The organism is Micromonospora globbae (assembly GCF_036184225.1).
GTDB lineage: Bacteria > Actinomycetota > Actinomycetes > Mycobacteriales > Micromonosporaceae > Micromonospora > Micromonospora globbae.
The window spans coordinates 2,976,838-2,998,737 of the sequence record NZ_CP108084.1 but is presented as its reverse complement, the minus strand read 5'-3'; the positions used below and the strand labels follow the sequence as shown (position 1 = coordinate 2,998,737).

General features: G+C 75.3%; 24 protein-coding genes. 16 read left to right on the top strand and 8 right to left on the bottom strand.

Features of this window, described 5'->3' with window-relative positions; translation table 11 throughout:
• The first annotated feature begins 18 nt into the window (after nt 1–18).
• Nucleotides 19–465, top strand: coding sequence for a S26 family signal peptidase (locus tag OG994_RS13210; protein ID WP_328853434.1), 447 nt, complete (start codon nt 19–21; stop codon nt 463–465).
• A gap of 52 nt (nt 466–517) precedes the next feature.
• Here the strand turns inward: OG994_RS13210 and OG994_RS13205 are convergent, their stop codons facing one another.
• Nucleotides 518–733 carry a hypothetical protein gene (locus tag OG994_RS13205; protein ID WP_120331229.1) on the bottom strand — a complete coding sequence of 72 codons (216 nt, stop codon included), beginning with the start codon at nt 731–733 and terminating at the stop codon, nt 518–520.
• 162 nt (nt 734–895) lie between these two features.
• Between OG994_RS13205 and OG994_RS13200 the strand changes: the two genes are divergently transcribed.
• The 3 genes from OG994_RS13200 to OG994_RS13190 are packed head-to-tail and all read left to right on the top strand — an operon-like array spanning nt 896 to nt 3,856.
• Nucleotides 896–1,447 (top strand): MauE/DoxX family redox-associated membrane protein, encoded by a 552-nt coding sequence (locus tag OG994_RS13200; RefSeq protein WP_328853433.1) that lies wholly within the window; start codon nt 896–898, stop codon nt 1,445–1,447.
• A gap of 31 nt (nt 1,448–1,478) precedes the next feature.
• The gene (locus tag OG994_RS13195; protein WP_120331227.1) at nt 1,479–2,018 is read left to right on the top strand and encodes a TlpA family protein disulfide reductase; all 540 of its coding nucleotides are present in this window, start codon (nt 1,479–1,481) and stop codon (nt 2,016–2,018) included.
• Nucleotides 2,015–3,856 (top strand): ABC transporter ATP-binding protein, encoded by a 1,842-nt coding sequence (locus tag OG994_RS13190; protein ID WP_328853432.1) that lies wholly within the window; start codon nt 2,015–2,017, stop codon nt 3,854–3,856. The genes OG994_RS13195 and OG994_RS13190 overlap by 4 nt, the downstream gene beginning before the upstream one ends.
• Here the strand turns inward: OG994_RS13190 and OG994_RS13185 are convergent.
• Nucleotides 3,807–5,663, bottom strand: coding sequence for an AfsR/SARP family transcriptional regulator (locus OG994_RS13185; protein ID WP_328853431.1), 1,857 nt, complete (start codon nt 5,661–5,663; stop codon nt 3,807–3,809). The two genes, OG994_RS13190 and OG994_RS13185, sit on opposite strands and share 50 nt — an antisense overlap.
• Before the next feature lie 206 nt (nt 5,664–5,869).
• Here OG994_RS13185 and argC point away from each other — a divergent pair, with 206 nt between their 5' ends.
• The 8 genes from argC to argH are packed head-to-tail and all read left to right on the top strand — an operon-like array spanning nt 5,870 to nt 14,548.
• The gene (gene argC / locus OG994_RS13180; RefSeq protein WP_328853713.1) at nt 5,870–6,871 is read left to right on the top strand and encodes an N-acetyl-gamma-glutamyl-phosphate reductase; all 1,002 of its coding nucleotides are present in this window, start codon (nt 5,870–5,872) and stop codon (nt 6,869–6,871) included.
• Nucleotides 6,872–6,917: 46 nt separating this feature from the next.
• Entirely contained in the window at nt 6,918–8,090 is a 1,173-nt protein-coding gene (gene argJ, locus OG994_RS13175; RefSeq protein ID WP_120331223.1) for a bifunctional glutamate N-acetyltransferase/amino-acid acetyltransferase ArgJ, read from the top strand.
• 58 nt (nt 8,091–8,148) lie between these two features.
• Nucleotides 8,149–9,090 carry an acetylglutamate kinase gene (gene argB / locus OG994_RS13170; protein WP_120331222.1) on the top strand — a complete coding sequence of 314 codons (942 nt, stop codon included), beginning with the start codon at nt 8,149–8,151 and terminating at the stop codon, nt 9,088–9,090.
• The gene (locus OG994_RS13165) at nt 9,087–10,382 is read left to right on the top strand and encodes an acetylornithine transaminase (protein ID WP_328853430.1); all 1,296 of its coding nucleotides are present in this window, start codon (nt 9,087–9,089) and stop codon (nt 10,380–10,382) included. The genes argB and OG994_RS13165 overlap by 4 nt, the downstream gene beginning before the upstream one ends.
• A complete protein-coding gene (gene argF / locus OG994_RS13160) occupies nt 10,379–11,356 on the top strand; it encodes an ornithine carbamoyltransferase (RefSeq protein WP_328853429.1) in 978 nt (325 codons plus the stop codon). The genes OG994_RS13165 and argF overlap by 4 nt, the downstream gene beginning before the upstream one ends.
• Nucleotides 11,353–11,868, top strand: a complete 516-nt coding sequence (locus tag OG994_RS13155; RefSeq protein WP_120331219.1) for an arginine repressor — start codon at nt 11,353–11,355, stop codon at nt 11,866–11,868. Before argF ends, OG994_RS13155 begins: the two co-directional genes overlap by 4 nt.
• Nucleotides 11,865–13,076, top strand: coding sequence for an argininosuccinate synthase (locus tag OG994_RS13150; RefSeq protein WP_120331218.1), 1,212 nt, complete (start codon nt 11,865–11,867; stop codon nt 13,074–13,076). The genes OG994_RS13155 and OG994_RS13150 overlap by 4 nt, the downstream gene beginning before the upstream one ends.
• A gap of 8 nt (nt 13,077–13,084) precedes the next feature.
• Entirely contained in the window at nt 13,085–14,548 is a 1,464-nt protein-coding gene (gene argH, locus OG994_RS13145) for an argininosuccinate lyase (RefSeq protein ID WP_120331217.1), read from the top strand.
• Between the two features lie 82 nt (nt 14,549–14,630).
• Here the strand turns inward: argH and OG994_RS13140 are convergent, their stop codons facing one another.
• Both OG994_RS13140 and OG994_RS13135 read right to left on the bottom strand, forming a co-directional pair.
• Nucleotides 14,631–14,984: an MmcQ/YjbR family DNA-binding protein gene (locus OG994_RS13140; protein WP_328853428.1), complete on the bottom strand. Its 354-nt coding sequence runs from the start codon at nt 14,982–14,984 to the stop codon at nt 14,631–14,633.
• 121 nt (nt 14,985–15,105) lie between these two features.
• Complete coding sequence (locus tag OG994_RS13135; protein WP_328853427.1) at nt 15,106–15,516, bottom strand: DNA-binding protein; 411 nt, start codon at nt 15,514–15,516, stop codon at nt 15,106–15,108.
• A gap of 101 nt (nt 15,517–15,617) precedes the next feature.
• Here OG994_RS13135 and OG994_RS13130 point away from each other — a divergent pair, with 101 nt between their 5' ends.
• From OG994_RS13130 to OG994_RS13120, 3 genes are all read left to right on the top strand, one after another.
• Entirely contained in the window at nt 15,618–16,259 is a 642-nt protein-coding gene (locus tag OG994_RS13130; RefSeq protein WP_328853426.1) for a DNA-3-methyladenine glycosylase, read from the top strand.
• 173 nt (nt 16,260–16,432) lie between these two features.
• Nucleotides 16,433–17,572 carry an LLM class flavin-dependent oxidoreductase gene (locus OG994_RS13125; RefSeq protein WP_120331213.1) on the top strand — a complete coding sequence of 380 codons (1,140 nt, stop codon included), beginning with the start codon at nt 16,433–16,435 and terminating at the stop codon, nt 17,570–17,572.
• Nucleotides 17,569–18,192, top strand: coding sequence for an FMN reductase (locus OG994_RS13120; protein ID WP_328853425.1), 624 nt, complete (start codon nt 17,569–17,571; stop codon nt 18,190–18,192). Before OG994_RS13125 ends, OG994_RS13120 begins: the two co-directional genes overlap by 4 nt.
• 28 nt (nt 18,193–18,220) lie before the next feature.
• Here the strand turns inward: OG994_RS13120 and OG994_RS13115 are convergent, their stop codons facing one another.
• From OG994_RS13115 to OG994_RS13105, 3 genes are all read right to left on the bottom strand, one after another.
• On the bottom strand, nt 18,221–19,117 hold the full coding sequence (locus tag OG994_RS13115; protein ID WP_328853424.1) for a universal stress protein: 897 nt from the start codon (nt 19,115–19,117) through the stop codon (nt 18,221–18,223).
• 125 nt (nt 19,118–19,242) lie between these two features.
• Nucleotides 19,243–20,127: a universal stress protein gene (locus OG994_RS13110; RefSeq protein WP_120331210.1), complete on the bottom strand. Its 885-nt coding sequence runs from the start codon at nt 20,125–20,127 to the stop codon at nt 19,243–19,245.
• A 106-nt stretch (nt 20,128–20,233) separates the two neighbouring features.
• Entirely contained in the window at nt 20,234–20,518 is a 285-nt protein-coding gene (locus OG994_RS13105; protein ID WP_328853423.1) for a hypothetical protein, read from the bottom strand.
• Between the two features lie 145 nt (nt 20,519–20,663).
• Here OG994_RS13105 and OG994_RS13100 point away from each other — a divergent pair, with 145 nt between their 5' ends.
• Complete coding sequence (locus OG994_RS13100) at nt 20,664–21,143, top strand: GNAT family N-acetyltransferase (RefSeq protein ID WP_120331208.1); 480 nt, start codon at nt 20,664–20,666, stop codon at nt 21,141–21,143.
• A gap of 18 nt (nt 21,144–21,161) precedes the next feature.
• On the opposite strand, the gene OG994_RS13095 is transcribed toward OG994_RS13100, so the two are convergent.
• Nucleotides 21,162–21,701, bottom strand: coding sequence for a class I SAM-dependent methyltransferase (locus tag OG994_RS13095; protein ID WP_240033167.1), 540 nt, complete (start codon nt 21,699–21,701; stop codon nt 21,162–21,164).
• Nucleotides 21,702–21,900 lie beyond the last annotated feature (199 nt).

Genomic DNA, 21,900 nt, shown 5'->3' with positions numbered 1-21,900 from the left:
GCGGTCGGATGGCTGGCGGTGGCGGTCGTCCTCGTGGCGGCCGCCGCCGGCCTGCTCTGGGCCCGCCGGCACCTGATGCTGGTGTCGGTGGTGGGCCGCAGCATGGAACCCACGCTGCGGCCGGGTGACCGGGTGCTCGCCCGGCGGGTGCCGCTGGGGGAGGTCCGCGCGGGTGACGTCGTCGTGGTGGTGGCCCCCGCGGCGATGACCGCCGGTCACCCCACGCCGCCCGGTGACGGCGAGCGCGGCCTGCTCATCAAGCGGGCGTACGCGGTGCCCGGTGATCCGGTGCCGGTGGACCGGGTGCCGCTGCTGCGGCAGCGACCGGAGCGGGAGGTTCCGCCCGGGCACCTGGTGGTGCTGGGGGACAACCCGCCGTTCAGCTACGACTCGCGGGAGTGCGGGTACATCCCGGAGCGGGACGTGCTCGGGGTGGTGGTCCGGCCGCGGCTGCGCGAGGACTGACGGGGACGTGCCGCGCGGCCGTGGACCGGCCACGCGGCACCCCCGAGCGCGATCAGCACAGTGAGGTCATGCTGCTGGCTCCGGCCGAGCAGTAGTAGCCGCACGAGCCGCAGTTCACCGCGCACGAGCCGCTGTAGCTGCACCGCTTGAAGTAGCAGGTGCCGCACACCGCACACCACGGGTCCGGCGGACAGCCGGCGGCGGCCGTCACCTTCGGCACGAACACCCCGAGCAGCCGCTCGCCGAGGCTCTCCAGTCGACGGAACATCCGTTCACCTCCCTCCGATTGTCGTCGATCGATGCGGGGACGCTACGGCCGCCCCGTACACCGGACCTACAGCCGGTGTCGGCGACGGCGTACCTCGATGTATCCGCGCTGTATCCCCCGCTCCTAGCGTGGGCCTCCGTCGTGACGAGGAGGTGCGGACGGATGCGAGCGACGGAGCTGGCCGCGCGGCTGCTGCTGGCCCTGGTGTTCCTCGCCGCGGTGGTCGGCAAGCTGCGCACCCGGGCGGCCTTCGCCGGGTTCGTCGTGTCGGTGGGCCAGTTCGGCGTGCCCGCACGCTGGACCCGGCCGGTGGCCCGGCTCGCCGTCGCCGCCGAGGCGGCCGTCGTCGTGCTGCTCGCCGTCGGGCGTACCGCGCCCGCGGGACTGCTGCTCGCCGCCGGACTGCTGGCCGTGCTCACCGCCGCGGTCGTCGGCGCGCTGCGCCGTGGCGCGCGCCCGGCCTGCCGCTGCTTCGGGAGCGCCGACGCGCCGATCGGCCCCCGGCACGTGGCGCGCAACGTGGCCCTCGCCGCGGTGGCCGTGCTTGGCCTGCTCGGCGGGGCGGTGGCCGGGCCGTCGCTGTCGCCGGCCGCCGCGCTGCTCGCCGCCGGGGTGGCCGTCCCGCTGGCCGCCGTGGCCGTCCGTCTCGACGATCTCGTGGCCCTGTTCGCCCCCACGCCGTCCCGGACCACCCGCCCGGCCGGCCGACCCTGACCCCCGCCCGGCAACCCGTGAAGGAGTCCCCATGGCGCTGTTGACCGTCGCCGTCGTCCTCGTCGCCGCGCTCGGCCTGCTCAACCTCGTGCTGCTGCTCGGCGTGATCCGCCGGCTGCGCGAGCACACCGACCTGCTCGGCGAGCGCCAGGCGGCGCCGCCGGAGGTGATGCTGGAGGTCGGTTCCATCCCCGGGGACTTCGTCTCGACCACCGTGGACGGTGCGGTGCGCACCCGGGCGGACATCCCGCCGATGACGCTCGTGGCGTTCCTGTCGCCGGCCTGCGAGCACTGCGCGGAGCAGATCCCGCTGCTCGTCGACCGGGCGCGGACGATGCCCGGAGGGGCCGCGCACGTCTGGATCGTGGTGGTCGGCAAGGGCCCGGACACCGAGCCGTACGCCGCGCAGTTCGCCGGCCTCGCGACGGTCTTCGTCGAGCCGGGAAGCGGCCCGCTGCCGCTCGCCTTCGGCGTCAAGGGGTACCCCGCGTTCGGGCTGCTCGACGAGCGCGGGATCGTGGCGTCGACCGCCTTCGGCATCGCCCGGTTGGACCTGCCGGTGGCCTCGTGACGGGCCCGCGACTGGCGCCGCGCCGGGCCGCCCGGCACACCCGGGCGGCCCTCGGGCTCACCTGGCGCGCCGCGCCGGCGGGCACGACGGCCGACCTGCTGCTGGCGGTGCTCGCCGGGGTGGCGCCGGTGCTCGTGGCCGCGCTGACCAAACTCGTCCTCGACGGGCTCACCCGGGGCCGCTCGCCCGGGTCGCTGGCCCTGCTCGGCGTCGGCCTCGCGGTCGCCGCGGCAGCCGGCGTGCTCCTGCCCCACCTGCGCGCGTACGTGGAGAAGGAGCGGATGCGGGCGGTGAGCCGGCTGGTGCGCCGCCGGCTGCACGACGCGGTGCTGCGGCTGGTGGGCCTGGTCCGGCTGGAGGATCCGACGTTCCAGGACCGCCTCCAGGCCGCCCAGCAGACCGGCCACCTCGGTCCCACCCAGCTGACGGGCAACGCGCTCGGCGGCGTGCAGAGCCTCATCGCGCTCAGCGGCTTCCTCGGCGTGCTGCTGGCGCTCAGCCCCGTGATCGGCCTGCTGGTGCTGGCCGCCGCGCTGCCCACGCTCTGGCTCCAGTTGCGGCTCAACCGTGCCCGGGCCGCGATGGTGCTGCACCTGGAGCACTTCCAGCGGCGGGACCTGTTCTTCGCCCAGCTGCTGGTGGGCGTGCCGGCGGCCAAGGAGGTGCGGTTGTTCGGTCTCGGCCGGTTCCTCGGCGACCGGATGCTGGCCGAACTGCACGGCATGCACGCCGTCGAGCAGCGCCTGGACCGGCGCGAGCTGCGCGCCCAGAGCCTGCTCGGGCTGCTCGGGGCGGTGGTCGCCGGCGTCGGGGTGGTCTACACCGTGGCGGCGGCCGCCGCCGGCCGGCTCACCCCCGGCGACGTGGTGATCTACCTGGCCGCCGTGCCCGGGGTCCAGGGGGCGTTGGGCAGCCTGGTCGGGCAGCTCGGCGCGATCCACCGGGCGCTGCTCCTGTTCGACCACTACGACGAGGTGGTCCGGGCCGAGCGCGACCTGCCGGTGCCGGCCGTGGCCCGGCCCGTCCCGCCGCTGCGGCGGGGCATCGAGCTGTGCGACGTCTGGTTCCGGTACTCGCCACGGCACCCCTGGGTGCTGCGCGGGGTGGACCTGTTCCTGCCGGCCGGCTCGACCACCGCTCTCGTCGGCCTGAACGGCGCGGGCAAGAGCACCCTGGTCAAGCTGCTCTGCCGGTTCTACGACCCGGAGCGCGGCGCGATCCGGTGGGACGGGGTCGACCTGCGCGAGTTCGACCCGGCGGCGCTGCGGGAGCGGCTCGGGGCGGTGTTCCAGGACTTCATGCCGTACGACCTCACGGCGGCCGAGAACATCGCGGTGGGCGACCTCGCCGCCCGGGACGACCCGGGGCGGCTGCGGGCCGCCGCGCGGCAGGCCGGCGTGGACGAGACCCTGGCGGCGCTGCCCCGCGGCTACGACACGCTGCTCACGCGGATCTTCTACGAGGGCCCGGACCGGGACGACGAGCAGGCCGGCGTGGTCCTCTCCGGCGGCCAGTGGCAGCGGGTGGCCCTGGCCCGCGGTTTCCTGCGGGCGGACCGTGACCTGCTGATCCTCGACGAGCCCAGCTCCGGGCTCGACGCCGAGGCCGAGCACGACCTGCACACCCGGCTGCGTGACCTGCGCCGGGGGCGGACCAGCCTGCTCATCTCCCACCGGCTCAACGCCGTCCGGGACGCGGACACGATCGCTGTGCTCGCCGACGGTCGCGTCGCCGAGTACGGGCGGCACGACGAGCTGCTCGCCGCCGGCGGCGGGTACGCCCGGTTGTTCACCCTCCAGGCCCGGGGTTACCGGGAGGACAGTCCCGCGTCGGTCTGACCCGGTGGGCGCCGGCCGGGGGGTCGGCGGCGTCGAGTTCGGCGGCGTAGAGCCGGACGAGGTCGCCGATGCGGTACCGGCCCGGACCGGCCGGCTCGGCGAGCTGCGCCGCCACGAGCCGGTCCAGCGCCCGTGCGGCCTCCTCGGTCGGCGCGTCGGCCAGCGCGGCGGCCAGTTCGGGTGTGACCGGTCCGGTGGGCGCGCCGCCGAGGCGGCGGAAGAGCGGCGCGGCCGGGCCGAGCCGGTGGTAGCTCGCGGTCAGCCGGGGACGCAGGCCGGTCTCCGCCAGCCGGTGGCCCTCGTCGCCCAGCAACCGGGCCAGGCGGGCCATGGTCCAGTGCGGGCACTCGGCGAGCCGGCCGGCGGCGGTGAGCAGCGCCAGCGGCAGCCCCTCGCAGAGCGCCACCACGGCCGCGGCGGCCTCCGGTTCCGCGTCCACGCGGCGGTCCCCGGCGACGGCCCGCAGCAGCGTCAGCCCGTCGACCGGTGGCAGCGGGTCGAGGCGCAGCGGGCGGTCGGTGTGGGGCACCGGGCAGCGGCTGGTGAGCAGCAGGGCGCAGCCGCCGCGTACCGGCAGCAGGCCGTCGACCTGGGCGGGGTCGGCGACGTTGTCGAGCACCAGCAGCACGCGGCGGTCGAACAGCAGCGACCGGATCCGCGCCCGTGCCTCGGCGAGGCCCAGCGGCACCGGCTCCGCGGCGCCGGCCCGGAACGAGCGCAGCACCCGCGCCGCCACCCGCAACGGTGACGGCGCGGTGCCCGCGACCGAGCCGCCGAGGTCGAGGTGGAGCTGGCCGTCGGGGAACGCGTCCAGCGCCGCGGCCGCGGCGTGCAGGGCGAGCGCGGACTTGCCGGTGCCGGCCATGCCGTACACGGAGACGGTGGCGGGGCGTTCGCGGGCCGTGGTGAGCGCGGTGCGAAGGCGTGCCAGCTCGGCGCGGCGGCCGACGAATGGTGTGGTGGGGCAGGGCAGCTCGTGCGGCACGGGGGAGGCGGGGCGGAGGTCGCCCGGGGGCCGGTCCCGGGTGCGGGCGGGTGGGCGTCCCGCCGGTGGGCGCGGTTCGTGCCGCCGGACGGCCCGGTACAGCTCGGTCAGCTCCGGGCCGGGGGTGACGCCCAGTTCGCCGGCGAGGGCACGGCACGCGGCCCGGTACGTCGTGAGGGCGGCGGCGCGGTCGCCGGCCCGGCACTGGGCCGTCATGAGCAGCGCCCAGCCGGGCTCGCGGAGCGGGTTCTCCGCGAGATGCCCGCGGAGCAGGGCGAGCAGCGCGGGGCTGCCCCGGTCGCCCAGGTCGAGCCGGCAGGCCGCGTACGTCTCCCGGCCGGCGGCCCGCCGCTCGCGGAGCCGGTCGAACGCGGCGGCGGTGGCCGGCCCGTACGCCGGGGGCGGCTCCGTGGCCGACCAGAGGGCCAGCGCCCGTTCCAGCAGCGGCGCGGCGTCACCGGGACGGCCGTCGGCGTGGGCCGCCTGCCCCTCGGCGACCAGCCGCTCGAACTCGGCGGCGTCCAGCTCGCCCGGATCCACCCGGAGCACGTAGCCGCCGTTCTCCGCGCGCAGCCGGGCCGGCTCGCCGGGCGCGGTGAGCAGGTGCCGCAGGTGACTGGCGTGGGTGCGCAGGTTCGCCACGGCCGAGGCGGGCGCCTGCCCGCCCCACAACTCCTGGCGCAGCCGCTCCACGGGCACCGCGAGCCCCGCGTGCAGCAGCAGGGTGACCAGCAGGGCGGTGGGCCGGCCGCCGGGCAGGCGCAGTGGCCGCCCGTCGCGAAGGACCTGTGCCGGACCGAGGATCCGGAACGAAAGTCCCATTCGTCCTCCGCTGCGTGCCCCCGCGGGCCGTCTCCGGCCCCACACCAGAACGTTTCAATTATGACAGTCGATGGATTGCGTGGCGGTGCCCGCGCCGGGCCGAACGTTCGTCGACGTTCGCCAAATTCTCATGCAGTGGACCGTATGAACTTGCAGGGCGCGATCTTCGCTGCTAGCCTGGACTGCATAATCATGCGGAGGTGAGTATGGGGATCCGAGTCGCCGTCGCCGGGGCGAGCGGCTACGCCGGGGGCGAGCTGCTCCGCCTGGTCGCCGCGCACCCGGAGTTCGAGCTGGTCGCCGCCACCGCGCACAGCCAGGCGGGCCACCGGGTCGACGTCGTCCACCCGCAGCTCGCCGGCCTCGACATGGTGCTCGGTCCGGCCGGGCCCGACGCGCTCGCCGGCGCGGACCTCGTCTTCCTCGCCCTCCCGCACGGCGAGTCGGCCGCCCTCGCCGCGCAGCTGCCCGCCGACGTGCGGATCGTCGACCTGGGCGCCGACCACCGGCTCGCGAACCCGTACGACTGGGCGCACTACTACGGCGGCACCCACGCCGGCCAGTGGACCTACGGGCTGCCGGAGCTGCCCGGGCAGCGGGAGCTGATCGCCTCCTCCACGCGGGTGGCCAACACCGGCTGCTACGCCGCCGCCATCAGTCTCGCGCTCGCCCCGCTGATCGCCGCGGGCGCCGCCGAGCCGGCCGACGTCGTGGTGGTCGCCGCCTCCGGCACCTCCGGGGCGGGCCGCGGCGCCAAGGCCCACCTGCTCGCGAGCGAGGTGATGGGGGACCTGTCGCCCTACCGTGTCGGCACCCACCAGCACGTGCCCGAGATCAAGCAGGCCACGGGGGCGCGCAGCCTCTCCTTCACCCCGGTGCTCGCGCCGATGCCGCGCGGCATCCTCGCCACGGTCACCGCCGTGCCGGCCCGCGGCGTCGACCCGCAGGCGGTGCTCGCCGAGGCGTACGCCGACGCGCCGTTCGTACACGTGCTGCCCGAGGGGCGCTGGCCGCACACGGCCGCCACGCTCGGCTCGAACTCCTGCCACCTGCAGGCCACCGTCGACGTCGACTCGCGCCGGCTGATCGTCGTGAGCGCGCTCGACAACCTCGGCAAGGGCGCGGCCGGGCAGGCCGTGCAGAACGCCAACCTGATGGTCGGCCTGCCGGAGACCACCGGTCTGTCGGTGTGCGGGGTGGCGCCGTGAGCACCGGGCAACCGAACGCGCGATTCGTGAACGAGGAGGTGCGCCCGTGACCGTCACCGTCCCGCAGGGGTTCCGTGCGGCGGGGGTGGCCGCCGGGTTGAAGACCGGCGGCGCGACCGACGTGGCCCTGGTGGTCAACGACGGACCGGCGACGGCCGTCGCCGGGGTCTTCACCGCCAACCGGGTGAAGGCGGCCCCGGTGCTCTGGTCCGAGCAGGTCGTGCACGGCGGGGCGGTCCGCGCCGTGGTGCTCAACTCCGGAGGCGCGAACGCCTGCACCGGTCCGGCCGGCTTCCAGGACACGCACGCCACCGCCGAGCACGTCGCCGCCGCCCTCACCGCCACGGGCACCGTGCCGGAACTCGGCGCCGGCGAGGTGGCGGTCTGCTCCACCGGACTCATCGGCGAGCGGCTGCCCATGCCCGCGCTGCTGGCCGGCGTCGACACCGCCGTGCGTGAGCTGTCGCGCGACGGCGGCGCCCCGGCCGCCGAGGCCATCATGACCACCGACACCCGGCCCAAGACGACCGTCGTGCCGGGCGCCGGCTGGACCGTGGGCGGCATGGCGAAGGGCGCGGGGATGCTCGCCCCGGCCCTGGCGACCATGCTCTGCGTCCTGACCACGGACGCGGTGGCCACGCCGGACGAGCTCGACGCCGCGCTGCGCGAGGCCTGCCGGGTCACCTTCGACCGGATCGACTCCGACGGCTGCATGTCCACCAACGACACCGTCCTGCTGCTCGCCAGCGGCGCCTCCGGCGTCACCCCGGCGCCGGGCGAGCTGGCCTCGGCCGTCACCGCCGCCTGCCAGGACCTGGCCCGGCAGCTCATCGCCGACGCCGAGGGTGCCACCAAGGAGATCGCCGTCGAGGTGGTCGGCGCGGCGAGCGAGGACGACGCCGTCGAGGTGGGCCGGACGGTGGCCCGCAACAACCTCGTGAAGACCGCGCTGTTCGGCAACGACCCCAACTGGGGTCGCATCCTCGCCGCCGTCGGCACCACCGCCGCGGCGTTCGAGCCCGACAACCTGGACGTGGCGGTCAACGGGGTGTGGGTCTGCCGGGGCGGCGCGGCCGCGGAGGACCGCGCGAAGGTCGACCTCACCGGGCGGGACGTGACCGTCCGCATCGACCTGCACGCGGGCGCCGCCGAGGCCACCATCTGGACCACCGACCTGTCCCACGCGTACGTGCACGAGAACTCGGCCTACTCGTCATGAAGACGAACAACCCGGTGACGTGGGGTCCCGTGGCCGCGAACGCAGGGGAGGCACGGGCGTGACCCTCTCCGCCGACCTCACCCGCTCCCAGGCGAAGGCCGCCACGCTCATCGAGGCGCTGCCCTGGCTGGCCCGCTTCTCCGGCTCGACCGTCGTCGTGAAGTACGGCGGCAACGCCATGGTCGACCCCGAGCTGCAGCGGGCGTTCGCCGCCGACATGGTCTTCCTGCGCTACGTCGGTCTGAAGCCGGTCGTCGTGCACGGCGGCGGCCCGCAGATCTCCGCCATGCTGGGGCGGCTCGGCATCACCAGCGAGTTCCGGGGCGGCCTGCGGGTCACCACCCCGGAGGCCATGGACGTGGTCCGGATGGTCCTGGTCGGCCAGGTCGGGCGGGAACTCGTCGGGCTGATCAACGCGCACGGCCCGTTCGCGGTCGGCCTCTCCGGCGAGGACGCCGGGCTGTTCACGGCGGTGCGCCGGCCGGCGTACGTCGACGGCGAGCCGGTCGACGTCGGCCAGGTCGGCGACGTCGAGTCGGTCGACGTCTCGGCCGTCACCGACCTCATCGCCGCCGGCCGGATCCCGGTGATCTCGACGGTCGCGCCCGACGCGGACGGGGTGCTGCACAACCTCAACGCGGACACCGCCGCGGCCGCGCTCGCGGTCGCCCTGGAGGCTCGCAAGCTCGTCGTCCTCACCGACGTGGCCGGCCTCTACGCCAACTGGCCGGACACGACCAGCCTGATCTCCGAGATCAGCGCGGACGACCTGGCCAAGCTGCTGCCCACCCTCGAGTCGGGGATGGTGCCCAAGATGGAGGCCTGCCTGCGGGCGGTGCGCGGGGGAGTGCCCGCCGCGCACGTCGTCGACGGCCGGGTCGCCCACTCGACGCTGCTCGAGGTGTTCACGTCGGATGGGTTCGGCACCATGGTCGTGAGCGCGAGGAGTGAGCCTGCGAGCCCCGCAGTCGCGAACAAGGAAGGCGGAGTGCCGTCATGAGCACGCTCGTGCAGCGCTGGCAGCAGTCCATGATGGACAACTACGGCACGCCACCGCTGGCGCTGGTGTCCGGCTCCGGCGCCGTCGTCGTCGACGAGGGCGGCCGGGAGTACGTCGACCTGGTCGGCGGGATCGCGGTGAACGCGCTCGGGCACGCCCACCCGGCCGTGGTGGCCGCCGTGACGAAGCAGGTCGCCACGCTGGGGCACGTCTCGAACCTCTACGTCGCCGAGCCGCCGGTCGCGCTGGCCGAGCTGCTGCTGGCCCTCGCCGGCCGCCCCGGCCGGGTGCTGTTCGTCAACTCCGGCGCGGAGGCCAACGAGGCCGCGTTCAAGCTCTCCCGGCTCACCGGCCGCGGCCACGTGGTCGCCACGCGGGGCGGCTTCCACGGCCGCACGATGGGCGCCCTGGCGCTCACCGGGCAGCCGGCCAAGGCCGACCCGTTCCGCCCGCTGCCCGGCGACGTGACGCACGTCGACTACGGCGACGTGGCCGCGCTGGAGGCCGCCGTCACCGACGCGACCGCCATGGTGATCCTGGAGCCGATCCAGGGCGAGAACGGCGTGGTCGTGCCGCCCGCCGGCTACCTGGCCGCGGCCCGGCGGATCACCGCCCGCCACGGCGCCCTGCTCGTGCTCGACGAGGTGCAGACCGGGGTCGGGCGTACCGGGCACTGGTTCGCCCACCAGGCCGAGGGCGTCGAGCCGGACGTGGTGACGCTCGCCAAGGGGCTCGGCGGCGGGCTGCCGCTCGGCGCCACGCTGGCCTTCGGGCGGGCCGCCGACCTGCTCACCCCCGGCTCGCACGGCACCACGTTCGGCGGCAACCCGGTGAGCTGCGCCGCGGCCCTCGCCGTGGTGAGCACCATCGCCCACGAGGGGCTGCTCGACCACGTCAAGCGGGTCGGCGAGCGCCTGCGCCGCGGCATCGAGGCGCTCGGCCATCCGCTGGTGTCCGGCGTACGCGGGGCCGGCCTGCTGCTCGGCGTGGTGCTCACCGCGCCGGTCGCCCCGGTGCTCGCGGAGGCGTTGCGTGAGGTCGGCTTCCTCGTCAACCCGGTGCAGCCCGGCGTGGTCCGGCTCGCGCCGCCGCTGATCCTCACGGCCGAGCAGGTGGACGCGTTCCTCGCGGCCCTCCCCGCCGCCCTCGACGCCACGGCGCCGGCCGCCGCGACGCCCGCCGGCACCACGCCCGCCGCCACGCCGGCCCCCGCCGGCGTCGACCCCACGCCGCCGGCCACCGCCGGACCGACCGCCCCGACCACGACCGCCACCCCGGAGACGACCACATGACCCGCCACTTCCTGCGCGACGACGACCTGAGCCCCGCCGAGCAGGCGGCCGTGCTGGACCTCGCCGTCCGGATGAAGGCGGACCGCTTCGGGTACCGGCCGCTGGCCGGTCCGCGGTCGGTGGCCGTGCTGTTCGACAAGCAGAGCCTGCGCACCCGGATCTCGTTCGACGTCGGCATCTCCGAACTGGGCGGCCACCCCCTCGTCGTGGACACCCAGGTCACCCACTTCGGCCGGGGTGAGACCCTCGGCGACGCCGGGCGCGTGCTGTCCCGCTACGTGGCCGCCATCGTGCTGCGCACGTACGGCGACGACCGCATCGCCGAGGTCGCCGCGGGGGCGAGCGTCCCGGTGGTCAACGCGCTCACCGACGGCTTCCACCCCTGCCAGATCCTCGCCGACCTGCTCACCGTGCGGGAGCGGTTCGGGGGCACCGCCGGCCGGACCCTCGCGTACGTCGGCGACGCCGCCAACAACATGGCCCACTCGTACCTGCTGGGCGGCGCGACGGCCGGCATGCACGTCCGGGTGGCCGGCCCGGCCGGCTTCACCCCCGACCCGGCCGTGGTGGCGCGGGCCGCGGAGATCGCGGCCGGCACCGGCGGGTCGGTCAACGTGCTGACCGACCCGGTCGAGGCGGTCAAGGGGGCCGACGCGGTCGCCACCGACGCCTGGACCTCGATGGGGCAGGAGGACGACGGGCTGGACCGGATGACCCCGTTCCTGCCGTACCGGGTCGACGCCGACCTGCTCGGCCAGGCGGCGCCGGGCGCGATCGTGCTGCACTGCCTGCCCGCCCACCGGGGCGAGGAGATCACCGACGAGGTGCTCGACGGCCCGCAGAGCGCCGTCTTCGACCAGGCGGAGAATCGGCTGCACGCCCAGAAGGCGCTGCTCACGTTCCTCCTCGAGGCCGCGTCCGCGGCCCCGGACGCGGCGGCGCCGGGCGCCACCGCGACCAGGGAGACCACATGACCGCCCCGCTGACCCGCGCCGCCCGCCACGCCCGCATCGTCGAGCTGATCCGGGACAAGGCGATCCACTCGCAGACGGAGCTGGCCGAACTGCTGGCCGGCGACGGCATCCAGGTCACCCAGGCGACCCTCTCGCGCGACCTCAAGGAACTCGGCGCGGTGACCGTACGCGGCGGCGACGGGCGCGGCGTCTACCTGATCCCCGAGGACGGCCACCGGCCGCTGCGCGAGGCGGAGACCGCGCCGGCGCGGCTCGTCCGGCTGCTGCACGAGCTGCTCAACGGGGTCGACTCCAGCGGCAACATCGCCGTGCTGCGCACCCCGCCGGGCGCCGCGCACTACCTGGCCAGCGCGTTGGACCGAGCGGGCCTGCCCGAGGTCGTCGGCACGATCGCCGGCGACGACACCATCCTCGTCGTGGCCCGCGAGGCCGACGGCGGAGCCGCGCTCGGCGAGAAGCTCGCCGGCTGGGCCCGCCGGGAAGAGAACGTTGAAGGGAGCACCACACCATGACCGAGCGGGTCGTCCTCGCATACTCCGGAGGGTTGGACACCTCCGTCGCCATTCCGTACCTGGCCGAGCAGACCGGCGCCGAGGTGATCGCGGTCGCCGTCGACGTCGGTCAGGGCGGCGAGGACATGAACGTCATCCGGCAGCGGGCCCTGGACTGCGGCGCCGTGGAGTCCGAGGTGGTCGACGCGCGCGACGAGTTCGCGGCCGAGTACTGCCTGCCGGCGATCCGCGCCAACGCCCTCTACATGGACCGGTACCCGCTGGTGTCCGCGCTGTCCCGGCCGCTGATCGTCAAGCACCTGGTGGCGGCGGCGCGCAAGCACGGCGGCACGATCGTCTCGCACGGCTGCACCGGCAAGGGCAACGACCAGGTCCGCTTCGAGGTCGGGCTGGGCGCCCTCGCCCCCGACCTGAAGATCATCGCCCCGGCCCGGGACTTCGCCTGGACCCGCGACAAGGCGATCGCCTTCGCCGAGGAGAAGGGCCTGCCGATCGACGTGTCGGCGAAGTCGCCGTACTCCATCGACCAGAACCTGTGGGGCCGCGCGGTGGAGACCGGCTTCCTGGAGGACATCTGGAACGGGCCGATCGAGGACCTCTACTCCTACACCGCCGACCCGGCCGAGCCCCGCGACGCCGACGAGGTCGTCATCACGTTCGACGCCGGCGTGCCGGTCGCCATCGACGGCGAGACGGTCACCCCGTACCAGGCGATCCTGGAGCTGAACCGGCGGGCCGGCGCGCAGGGCGTGGGCCGGCTCGACATGGTCGAGGACCGCCTCGTCGGCATCAAGAGCCGCGAGGTGTACGAGGCGCCGGGCGCCATCGCGCTCATCACCGCCCACCAGGAGCTGGAGAACGTCACCGTCGAGCGGGACCTGGCCCGGTTCAAGCGGGGCGTCGACCAGCGCTGGGGCGAGCTGGTCTACGACGGTCTCTGGTTCTCCCCGCTGAAGCGGTCCCTGGACGCCTTCATCGACGACGCCCAGCGGCACGTGTCCGGCGAGGTGCGGCTGACCCTGCACGCCGGGCGGGCCACCGTCACCGGGCGGCGCTCCGAGGCCAGCCTCTACGACTTCGGCATGGCCACCTACGACACCGGCGACACGTTCGACCAGTCGCTGGCGAAGGGCTTCGTGCAGCTGTGGGGGCTGCCGAGCCGGATGGCCGCCGCGCGGGACGCCCGGTTGGGTGGTTCGCAGTCTTGACCCTCAAAATGGACGGGGTGGACGACAAGAGCCTGACCGAGAACAGCGCCGCCACCAACCGTACGAGCCTGTGGGGCGGCCGGTTCGCCGGCGGCCCCTCCGAGGCGCTGGCCCGGCTGTCGGTGAGCGTGCAGTTCGACTGGCGGCTGGCCCCGTACGACATCGCCGGCTCCCGGGCGCACGCCCGGGTCCTCGCCGGGGCCGGCCTGCTGGACCCGGAGGAGCTGGGCAGGATCCTCGCGGCGCTGGACGACCTGGAGGCGGCGTGCGCCTCCGGGCAGTTCCGCCCGACCGTCGACGACGAGGACGTGCACACCGCGCTGGAGCGCGGGCTGCTGGAGCGGCTCGGCAGCCTCGGCGGGAAGCTGCGGGCGGGCCGCTCCCGCAACGACCAGGTCGCCACGGACCTGCGGCTCTACCTGCGCGACCACGCCCGGGGTGTGGCGGCCCGGCTGGTCGAGCTGGCCGAGGCGCTGGTCGAGCAGGCGGAGCGGCACGTGGAGACCGCCGCGCCCGGCATGACGCACCTCCAGCACGCCCAGCCGGTCACCTTCGGGCACTGGCTGCTCGCCCACGTCCAGCCGCTGCTGCGCGACCTGGAGCGGCTGCGGGACTGGGACGAGCGGGCCGCCATCAGCCCGCTCGGCGCCGGCGCGCTCGCCGGCTCGGGCCTGCCGCTGGACCCGGTCGCGGTGTCGAAGGAGCTGGGTTTCCGCACGTCCTTCGCCAACTCGATGGACGCCGTGGCCGACCGGGACTTCGTGGCCGAGTTCCTCTTCGTCACCGCGATGATCGGGGTGCACCTGTCCCGCCTCGGCGAGGAGGTGGTGCTCTGGACGTCGCAGGAGTTCGGCTGGGTGGAGCTGGACGACGCCTTCGCCACCGGCTCGTCGATCATGCCGCAGAAGAAGAACGCGGACATCGCCGAGCTGGCCCGTGGCAAGTCGGGCCGTCTCGTCGGCGGCCTGATGAGCGTGCTCACCATGCTCAAGGGCCTGCCGATGACGTACGACCGGGACATGCAGGAGGACAAGGAGCCGGCCTTCGACGCGGTCGACACCCTCGAACTGCTGCTGCCGGCCCTCGCCGGGATGATCTCCACGATGACGGTGCGCGTCGACCGGCTGGTGGCCGCCGCGCCGGTGGGCTACTCGCTGGCCACCGAGGTCGCCGACTGGCTGGTGCGCAAGGGTGTGCCGTTCCGGGACGCGCACGAGATCACGGGGAAGCTCGTCGCGCTCTGCGTGGCCCGCGACTGCGCCCTCGACGAGGTCTCCGACGCCGACCTGGCCGCGGTGAGCGAGCACCTCGACCCGTCGGTGCGCGACGTGCTGTCGGTGCGTTCGGCGCTCGCCGCCCGGACGACGCCCGGCTCCACCGGGCCGGGCCCGGTCGCCGACCAGCTCGCCGCGGCCGCGGACAAGCTGACCGGCTGGCGGGAGTGGGCGGCCGAGCGGGTCGTGCCGCGCTGAGCGCGGTCACCTCGCGTACCCGACGTGTGGCACCGCGCCCCGACCCCGGGGCGCGGTGCCCGTCCGTCGGCGCCGCACGCGGTCAGGCCGTCGGTCGTTCCCGCTTCGGCAGCTTCGCGACGACCGCGTCGTACGACCCGTCGACCGCCTCGAAGAGTTCCTCGTCGTCGATCGCCCCGTCGAGCCGCAGCGTGTTCCACCCGGAGCGCCCGATGTAGGGCATCACGCGCGCGTCCTCCGGGTAGCGGTGCAGCCACTCGTCGGCCACCTCCCGGTCGGGGCCGCACTTGACGCCGACGGTCGGGGTGGCGCCGGGGGAGCCGAGGAAGGCGAAGATCCGGCTGCCCACCTTGACCACCTCGTCGCCCTCCCAGGGCTGGTCCAGCCAGGCGCCCGGCTTCGCCAGGCAGTACGCCAGCATCTCCTCGCGCTGCATCGTCCCTCCCGTCGCTCGGTCTCCCGGCCAGTGTGCCCGCACCCACCGACAGCCGGCGGTTCCGGCGCGGCCTGTCGCGGGGCGGGCGCCGTGGGAGCCGCCGCCCATCCCTGGGGCGTGGTCAGTCGGCGGTGCGGGCGGTGAGCCGGTCGTAGCGCTGCTGGGCGGCCTGCGCGCTGCCCAGGCCCAGCCCGAACGCGATGGCCTGCCAGGTGAGCCCCCGGTCCCGGGCGAGGGTGAGCAGTCCCGCCTCGAGCGCGTCGAGTTCGGCGCGGACGTGCGGCACGAGGGTCAGCGCGGCGGTGAGGTCGGCCTCGTCCACCGGCTCCTCCCCGTCGTCCAGTTCCGCTCCGCCCGCCGCGAGGGCGGTGACGAGGGCGACGGCCTCCCACGGGTCGACGACGTACGGGTGGGCGTAGCGGCGCCGGTGGGCGTCGGTGCCGGCGTGCCGCTCGCTGATGCGCTGGAGTGCGGCGTGGGTGCGGTGGGCGCGCGTCCGTGCGGCGTCGGGCGTGGTGAACGGCTCGGTCATGCCCCCGATTCGACTCTTTCAACAGGGCGTTGTCAACGCTTTATTGATAAACTGTCCGGGCGGGTCCGGATCGGCCGCGGCCGGCTGGGTACGGTCGGGGCATGGACCTGCTCCCCGGCGACGCCGCCGCCGATCCCGCCCTGGCGGCACTCGCCGACCTGCTCGCCGGCCCGGTGGTGCCGGCGGCCCGCGGCCTGCTCGGCTGCCGGCTCTCCGCGGGCGGCGTGACGGTGCGGATCACCGAGGTCGAGGCGTACGCCGGCACGGCGGGCGACCCGGCGTCGCACGCGCACCGGGGACGCACCCCGCGCAACAGCGTGATGTTCGGGCCGGCGGGGCACGCGTACGTGTACTTCACCTACGGCATGTACTGGTGCATGAACGTGGTCACCGGGCCGGACGGGGAGGCCTCGGCGGTCCTGCTGCGGGCCGGCGAGGTGGTCGACGGCCTCGACGTGGCCCGGGAGCGGCGCACCGCCGTACGCCGGGACGTCGATCTCGCGCGCGGACCCGCCCGGCTCTGCGCGGCGCTCGGCATCGACCGTACGGTCTACGGGCGGTACCTGCTGGGCGACGGGCCGGTCCGGCTGCGCCCCGCCGTGGAACCGGTGCCGCCGTCGGAGGTGTGCGCCGGCCCGCGGGTCGGTGTCACCGGGGCGCACGACGTGCCGTGGCGTTTCTGGATCGCCGGGGACCCGACCGTGAGCACCTACCGCCGGCACGTGCCGCGCGGGCGCCGGTGAGGGGCGCCCGCACCGGTGTCGCGGGGCCCGGGCGCGGGTACCCCGGTGCGGGCGGCGGACGTGACCCGCGCCACGGGCGCCCGCGCCACGCGCGGAATTCTTGACTCGTCAAATATGTTGTCGGGTGCGTCCGGGTCCGCCAGGGCCCCGACCGACAACCCGAGGAGCTCGTCATGCAGTTCGGAGTCTTCACCGTCGGCGACGTCACGGTCGACCCGACCACCGGTCGGGAGCCGACGGAGCACGAGCGGATCAAGGCGATGGTGACCATCGCCCTGAAGGCCGAGGAGGTCGGGCTCGACGTCTTCGCGACCGGCGAGCACCACAACCCGCCGTTCGTGCCCTCGTCGCCGACCACCATGCTCGGCTACATCGCGGCCCGTACGAAGCGGCTGCTGCTGTCCACGTCCACCACCCTCATCACCACCAACGACCCCGTGAAGATCGCCGAGGACTACGCGATGCTGCAGCACCTCGCCGACGGCCGGGTCGACCTGATGATGGGGCGGGGCAACACGGGCCCGGTCTACCCGTGGTTCGGCCAGGACATCCGCAACGGGATCCCGCTGGCCATCGAGAACTACGACCTGCTTCGCCGCCTGTGGCGGGAGGACGTGGTCGACTGGAAGGGACGCTTCCGCACCCCGTTGCAGTCGTTCACCTCGACCCCGCGCCCCCTCGACGGCGTGCCGCCGTTCGTGTGGCACGGCTCGATCCGCAGCCCCGAGATCGCCGAGCAGGCCGCCTACTACGGTGACGGCTTCTTCGCCAACCACATCTTCTGGCCCAAGGAGCACACCCAGCGGATGGTCGGGCTCTACCGCCAGCGGTTCGAGCACTACGGCCACGGCTCCGCCGACCAGGCCATCGTCGGCCTCGGCGGGCAGGTGTTCATGCGCAAGAACTCGCAGGACGCGGTCCGCGAGTTCCGGCCGTACTTCGACAACGCCCCCGTCTACGGGCACGGGCCGTCGCTGGAGGAGTTCACCCGGGAGACGCCGCTGACCGTGGGCAGCCCGCAGCAGGTCATCGACCGCACGCTGACGTTCCGCGAGTACGTGGGCGACTACCAGCGCCAGCTCTTCCTCATGGACCACGCCGGACTGCCGCTGAAGACCGTGCTGGAGCAGCTCGACCTGCTCGGCGAGGAGGTCGTCCCCGTGCTGCGCAAGGAGTTCGACGCGCTGCGTCCGGCGCACGTGCCGGAGGCACCGACCCACGCCTCGCTGGTCGCCGCCGCGGGCGGCGCCAAGGACGGCACCGTCCACGCCGTCGACGACGTGACGGGCAAGGCGCCGGAGGCGGCCCGATGAGCCGACGCACCCTCGCGGTGGTCTCGGCCGGGCTCAGCCAGCCGTCGTCCACCCGCCTGCTCGCCGACCAGCTCGCCGCCGCGACCGGCGACGAGCTGGCCGGCCGGGGCGAGCAGGTCGACGTGCACCACATCGACCTGCGCGAACACGCCCACGACGTGGTGAACCACCTGCTCACCGGCTTCCCGTCCGAGTCGCTGCGCGCGATCCTCGACACGGTGACCGGCGCCGACGGGCTGATCGCGGTCACGCCGATCTTCAACGCGTCGTACAACGGGCTGTTCAAGTCGTTCTTCGACCTGATCGAGGCGGAGGCGCTCGTCGACCGTCCGGTGCTCATCGCCGCGACCGGCGGCACGGCCCGGCACTCGCTGGCCCTGGAGCACGCGCTGCGGCCGCTGTTCGCGTACCTGCACGCCGTGGTGGTGCCGACCGCGGTGTTCGCCGCGCCCGAGGACTGGTCCGGCGGGGCGGCCGAGGGGGCGTTGCGGGCACGGATCGAGCGGTCCGCGGCCGAACTCGCCGAGCAGGTGCACCGGCGGCCGCCGTCCACCGGGCCGGCCGACCCGTTCGCGCTGACCACGAACTTCGAGGACCTGCTCGGCCCCCGCGACACGTGACCGCCGGCCACCCGTACGACCGGCCCGCTCAGGGCGCCCGGTCGTACGGGTGGGCGACGAGCACCGGGCACCGGGCGTGCTGCACGAGCGCCTGGCTCACCGACCCCAGCAGCATGCCGGCGAACCCGCCCCGGCCGCGGGTGCCGACCACGACGAGCGTCGCCGCGCCGCTCGCCTCGACGAGCGCCTGCCCGGCCGAGGACGCCCGCAGCGTCCGGCCGGTGACGGTGAGACCGGGGTGGCTGCCGCGGACCGCGGCGAGCGCGGTGGCCAGCAGCGCGGGCGGTGCGTCGCCCGGTGCGGTCGCCGCGTCGTCCCCCTCGCCGGCGGTCGGCGAAGCCTGCTCGCCGGCGCGGTCGTCGTCCGTGTCCACGTGCGCGAGCACGAGCGCGACGCCCCGGCGGACCGCCTCGTCGGCGGCGTAGCCGACGGCCAGCTCGGCGGACTCCGAGCCGTCGACACCGACCAGCACCGGTCCGCCGGCCGGCACCGGCCCGTCCGGCGGGCGCACGACCAGCACCGGGCAGTGGGCGTGCGCCGCGACCTGCGTGCCGACGGAGCCGAGCAGCAGGCCGGCGAAGCCGCCCAAGCCGCGGCTGCCGACCACCACCAGCTCCGCGTGGCGCGACTCCTCGACGAGGGTCGCGCCCGGGCCGCCGGCCACCTGACGTACGTCGATCCGCAGCCCCGGCCAGCGGCCGGCCAGCTCCCGGGCCGTCTGCTCCAGCATCGTCTGCGCCGCCTCGGTCGGCGCCGGCACACCCAGGTCGTACGGGTTGAGCGGCACCCCGTACCCGAGCGGATGCAGGTAGCCGTGCACCAGGTGCAGGGGAGCCTCCCGCAGGGACGCCTCCCGGGCCGCCTCCTGCGCGGCCGCGAGGCTTCCCGGTGAGCCGTCCACCCCTGCCACGACGGGTCGGTTCATGCGGCCTCCCAACGGGTCGATCACGTCATTGTCGGCGGCGTACGCCCTCACCCGTGGGTCTTTCCCCGCGCACCTGTCACCGGGCCGCGCCCCTGCTACCCGCCGGGTCGCCCCCCGGCCGCTGCTCACGAGCGTGCGCGCCGGACGATCGCCAGCGGGGAGTGCGCGTGGTGCAGGACGGCGTGGCTGACCGAGCCGAGCAGCAGCCCGCCCAGCGCCCCGCGACCGTGCGCGCCGACCACCACGAGCTGCGCGTCGCGGGACTCCTCCACGAGGGCCTGGGCGGGGGAGCCGTGGACGAGCGTGCGCCGTACGGGCACGTCCGGGTAGCGCTCGGCCCACCCGGCCACCGACTCGGCGAGCACCCGCTCCTCGTCCTCCGCGAGCGCCGCCACGTCCGCGGTCACCGGCAGCACGTCCCCGGGCAGCACCGCGACCGGGTCGAGCCAGGCGTGCACCGCGACGAGCGAGGTGCCCCGGTGGGCCGCCTCCTCGAACGCGAAGCCGACCGCCTCGGTGGACAGGTCGGAACCGTCCACACCCACCACGACAGGGCCGTCGGCGCGGGGTTCACCCCGTACGACCAGCACCGGGCACTGTGCGCGGGCGGAGACCTGCACGGTGACCGAACCGATCAGCAGCCCGGCGAGGCCGCCCAGCCCGCGGTGCCCGAGCACCACGAGCGCGGCGTCGCGGGACTCGGCCAGCAGCGCCGGGACGGCCGCACCGTCGACGACGGTGGCGGCGACCGCCACCTCGGGGGACACCTTGCCGGCCTCGGCCACGGCCTCGGTGACGAACGTCTCGGCCTGCTCGCGGAGCCCGTCGATCGGCGGGGCGAACGGCGCGGCGCCCACCGTGGCACCGATGAACGGCCAGGTGAAGGCGTGGACGATCCGCAGCGGACGCCGGCGGTGGTCCGCCTCCCGCGCGGCCACGCGGACCGCGTCCAGGGCGGCGGCGGAGCCGTCCACACCCACCACGACGGGGGCGCCGGTGCTGATGGTCATGAGTTCCTCCTTCGGTCGCACCCCCAGGCTGCCCCGCGGGGCATGCGACGGTCAGAGGCTCCCGTCCCGAGTCCCGGGCCGTTGGTCCCGGGTCGTCCGCCGGTGACTACCGGGGGGCGGCCGGCTGCCCGGCCGCCGCCTGCCGATCACGGACGACCAGCTCGCCCACCTCCAGGCGCCCGATCCGCAGCTCGCGCACCACCGCCCGGCGCACCATCAGCCGTCCCACGCACAGCACCCCCACCGCGACGGCACCGCCGGCCAGCGCCGACACCGCGAGCGCCCCGACGGCGCTGGCGCCGGCCGCCCGGGCGCCCACCGCCAGCGCCCCCGTGGCCCGGGCGCCGCTCGCCGTCCTGTCCTGATCCCGTCTGTTCCGTACGCGTCGCATGCGCCCATCGTCTCGCTGGCCGCCGGCCCGTGGCGCCGGATCGGCGCCGCGCCCGCCCCCGGTCGACGGCCCGGCGGCCGGCGGTGGACCGGACGGCACGCCGTGCCTCGTCCCGGCTGTCGGTCGTCGGGCCTATCCTCGTCGGGTGACCGCCAACCTGCGCCTTCGGGCCGTGCGCGACGACGACCTGCCGGAGTTCTACCGCCACCAGCTGGACCCGGAGGCGATCCGCATGGCCGCCTTCACGGCGGACGATCCGGCCGACCGGGGGGCCTTCGCCGACCACTGGCACCGGGTCCGCAGCGACCCCGGCATCGTCTCGCGGACGGTCACCGTCGACGGGGAGGTGGTCGGCCACGTCCTGGCCTTCCCGGTGGGCGAGCGCACCGAGGTGAGCTACTGGATCGACCGGGGGCACTGGGGCCGGGGGTACGCCACCCTGGCGCTCGACGCCCTGCTGCGGGAGCTGCCGCAGCGTCCCGTGCACGCGCGGGCCGCGAAGGACAACCTCGGCTCCCTCGCGGTGCTGCGCAAGTGCGGGTTCGTCATCCGGGGTGAGGACCGCGGGTACGCGGCGGGCCGGGGGCGCGAGATCGAGGAGTACGTCCTGGAGCTGCCCGCCTGACCGGCCGGCGGCGATTCCTCAGCCGGCCACCGCGATCAGTGACTTCGGCAGCCCGGCCAGCCGCTCGGTCCTGATCCGGGACCGGGGGAACAGGTGCCGCATCTGGGTGTAGTCCAGCAGTTCCGTCCACAACACCTCCGCCACGGCGTCCTCGCGGCTGGCGGCGACGGTGTGCTGCAACGGCCACCGGCGGGCCAGCGCGACCCGTGCCCGCAGTGGCAGGAACTGCATGCCCGGCGCCAGCCAGTGCGGCTCGACGGGGAAGTAGCGGTACGGGGTCTGGACCCAGTGCCGGTCGGCGAGGGCGTGCACCGACTCGGCGAAGCGCAGCCGGCGTTCGTAGCCCCCGACGTGCTCCACCACCGAGTTCGAGAAGACGAGGTCGTAGCGGCGGGCCGCGATGTGGGCGGGCAGGCGGCACGCGTCCCCGTGGTCGACCTCGGCCCAGTCCGGGACGTCGGAGGTCGGACCCTCCAGGTTGACCACGTGCACGTGCGCGGGACGGACCAGGGCCCTGGTCCAGGTCTCCACGCGGCCCCCGAGGTCGATGACGGACATCTCGGCGAGGTCGGGGAACGTCTCCGACAGCCAGGCGGCCCGCGCGCGGCGGCGTCGGGCGCCCCAGGACCGTTCACTGTCGACGAGGCGGTTGCGCAGCGCACCGGAGAGCCGGCGCGAGCTTCCGGTCGGCACGTCGTCGGTGCCGGCGGGGGCCGCCGCCGGGTCGCGGAGATCGACGCCGGTGGCCTCGTCCGAA

Coding starts and splice junctions, on each gene's coding strand:
- argC (WP_328853713.1), top strand. CDS start 5,870: ATGGGGATCCGAGTCGCCGTCGCCGGGGCGAGCGGCTACGCCGGGGGC.
- OG994_RS13110 (WP_120331210.1), bottom strand. CDS start 20,127: ATGACCATCAGCACCGGCGCCCCCGTCGTGGTGGGTGTGGACGGCTCC.
- OG994_RS13135 (WP_328853427.1), bottom strand. CDS start 15,516: ATGACCGAGCCGTTCACCACGCCCGACGCCGCACGGACGCGCGCCCAC.
- OG994_RS13115 (WP_328853424.1), bottom strand. CDS start 19,117: ATGAACCGACCCGTCGTGGCAGGGGTGGACGGCTCACCGGGAAGCCTC.
- OG994_RS13130 (WP_328853426.1), top strand. CDS start 15,618: ATGGACCTGCTCCCCGGCGACGCCGCCGCCGATCCCGCCCTGGCGGCA.
- OG994_RS13105 (WP_328853423.1), bottom strand. CDS start 20,518: ATGCGACGCGTACGGAACAGACGGGATCAGGACAGGACGGCGAGCGGC.
- OG994_RS13195 (WP_120331227.1), top strand. CDS start 1,479: ATGGCGCTGTTGACCGTCGCCGTCGTCCTCGTCGCCGCGCTCGGCCTG.
- OG994_RS13120 (WP_328853425.1), top strand. CDS start 17,569: ATGAGCCGACGCACCCTCGCGGTGGTCTCGGCCGGGCTCAGCCAGCCG.
- OG994_RS13165 (WP_328853430.1), top strand. CDS start 9,087: ATGAGCACGCTCGTGCAGCGCTGGCAGCAGTCCATGATGGACAACTAC.
- OG994_RS13150 (WP_120331218.1), top strand. CDS start 11,865: ATGACCGAGCGGGTCGTCCTCGCATACTCCGGAGGGTTGGACACCTCC.
- OG994_RS13185 (WP_328853431.1), bottom strand. CDS start 5,663: ATGGGACTTTCGTTCCGGATCCTCGGTCCGGCACAGGTCCTTCGCGAC.
- OG994_RS13205 (WP_120331229.1), bottom strand. CDS start 733: ATGTTCCGTCGACTGGAGAGCCTCGGCGAGCGGCTGCTCGGGGTGTTC.
- OG994_RS13155 (WP_120331219.1), top strand. CDS start 11,353: ATGACCGCCCCGCTGACCCGCGCCGCCCGCCACGCCCGCATCGTCGAG.
- OG994_RS13125 (WP_120331213.1), top strand. CDS start 16,433: ATGCAGTTCGGAGTCTTCACCGTCGGCGACGTCACGGTCGACCCGACC.
- argH (WP_120331217.1), top strand. CDS start 13,085: ATGGACGGGGTGGACGACAAGAGCCTGACCGAGAACAGCGCCGCCACC.
- argF (WP_328853429.1), top strand. CDS start 10,379: ATGACCCGCCACTTCCTGCGCGACGACGACCTGAGCCCCGCCGAGCAG.
- OG994_RS13095 (WP_240033167.1), bottom strand. CDS start 21,701: ATGTCCGTCATCGACCTCGGGGGCCGCGTGGAGACCTGGACCAGGGCC.
- OG994_RS13200 (WP_328853433.1), top strand. CDS start 896: ATGCGAGCGACGGAGCTGGCCGCGCGGCTGCTGCTGGCCCTGGTGTTC.
- OG994_RS13140 (WP_328853428.1), bottom strand. CDS start 14,984: ATGCAGCGCGAGGAGATGCTGGCGTACTGCCTGGCGAAGCCGGGCGCC.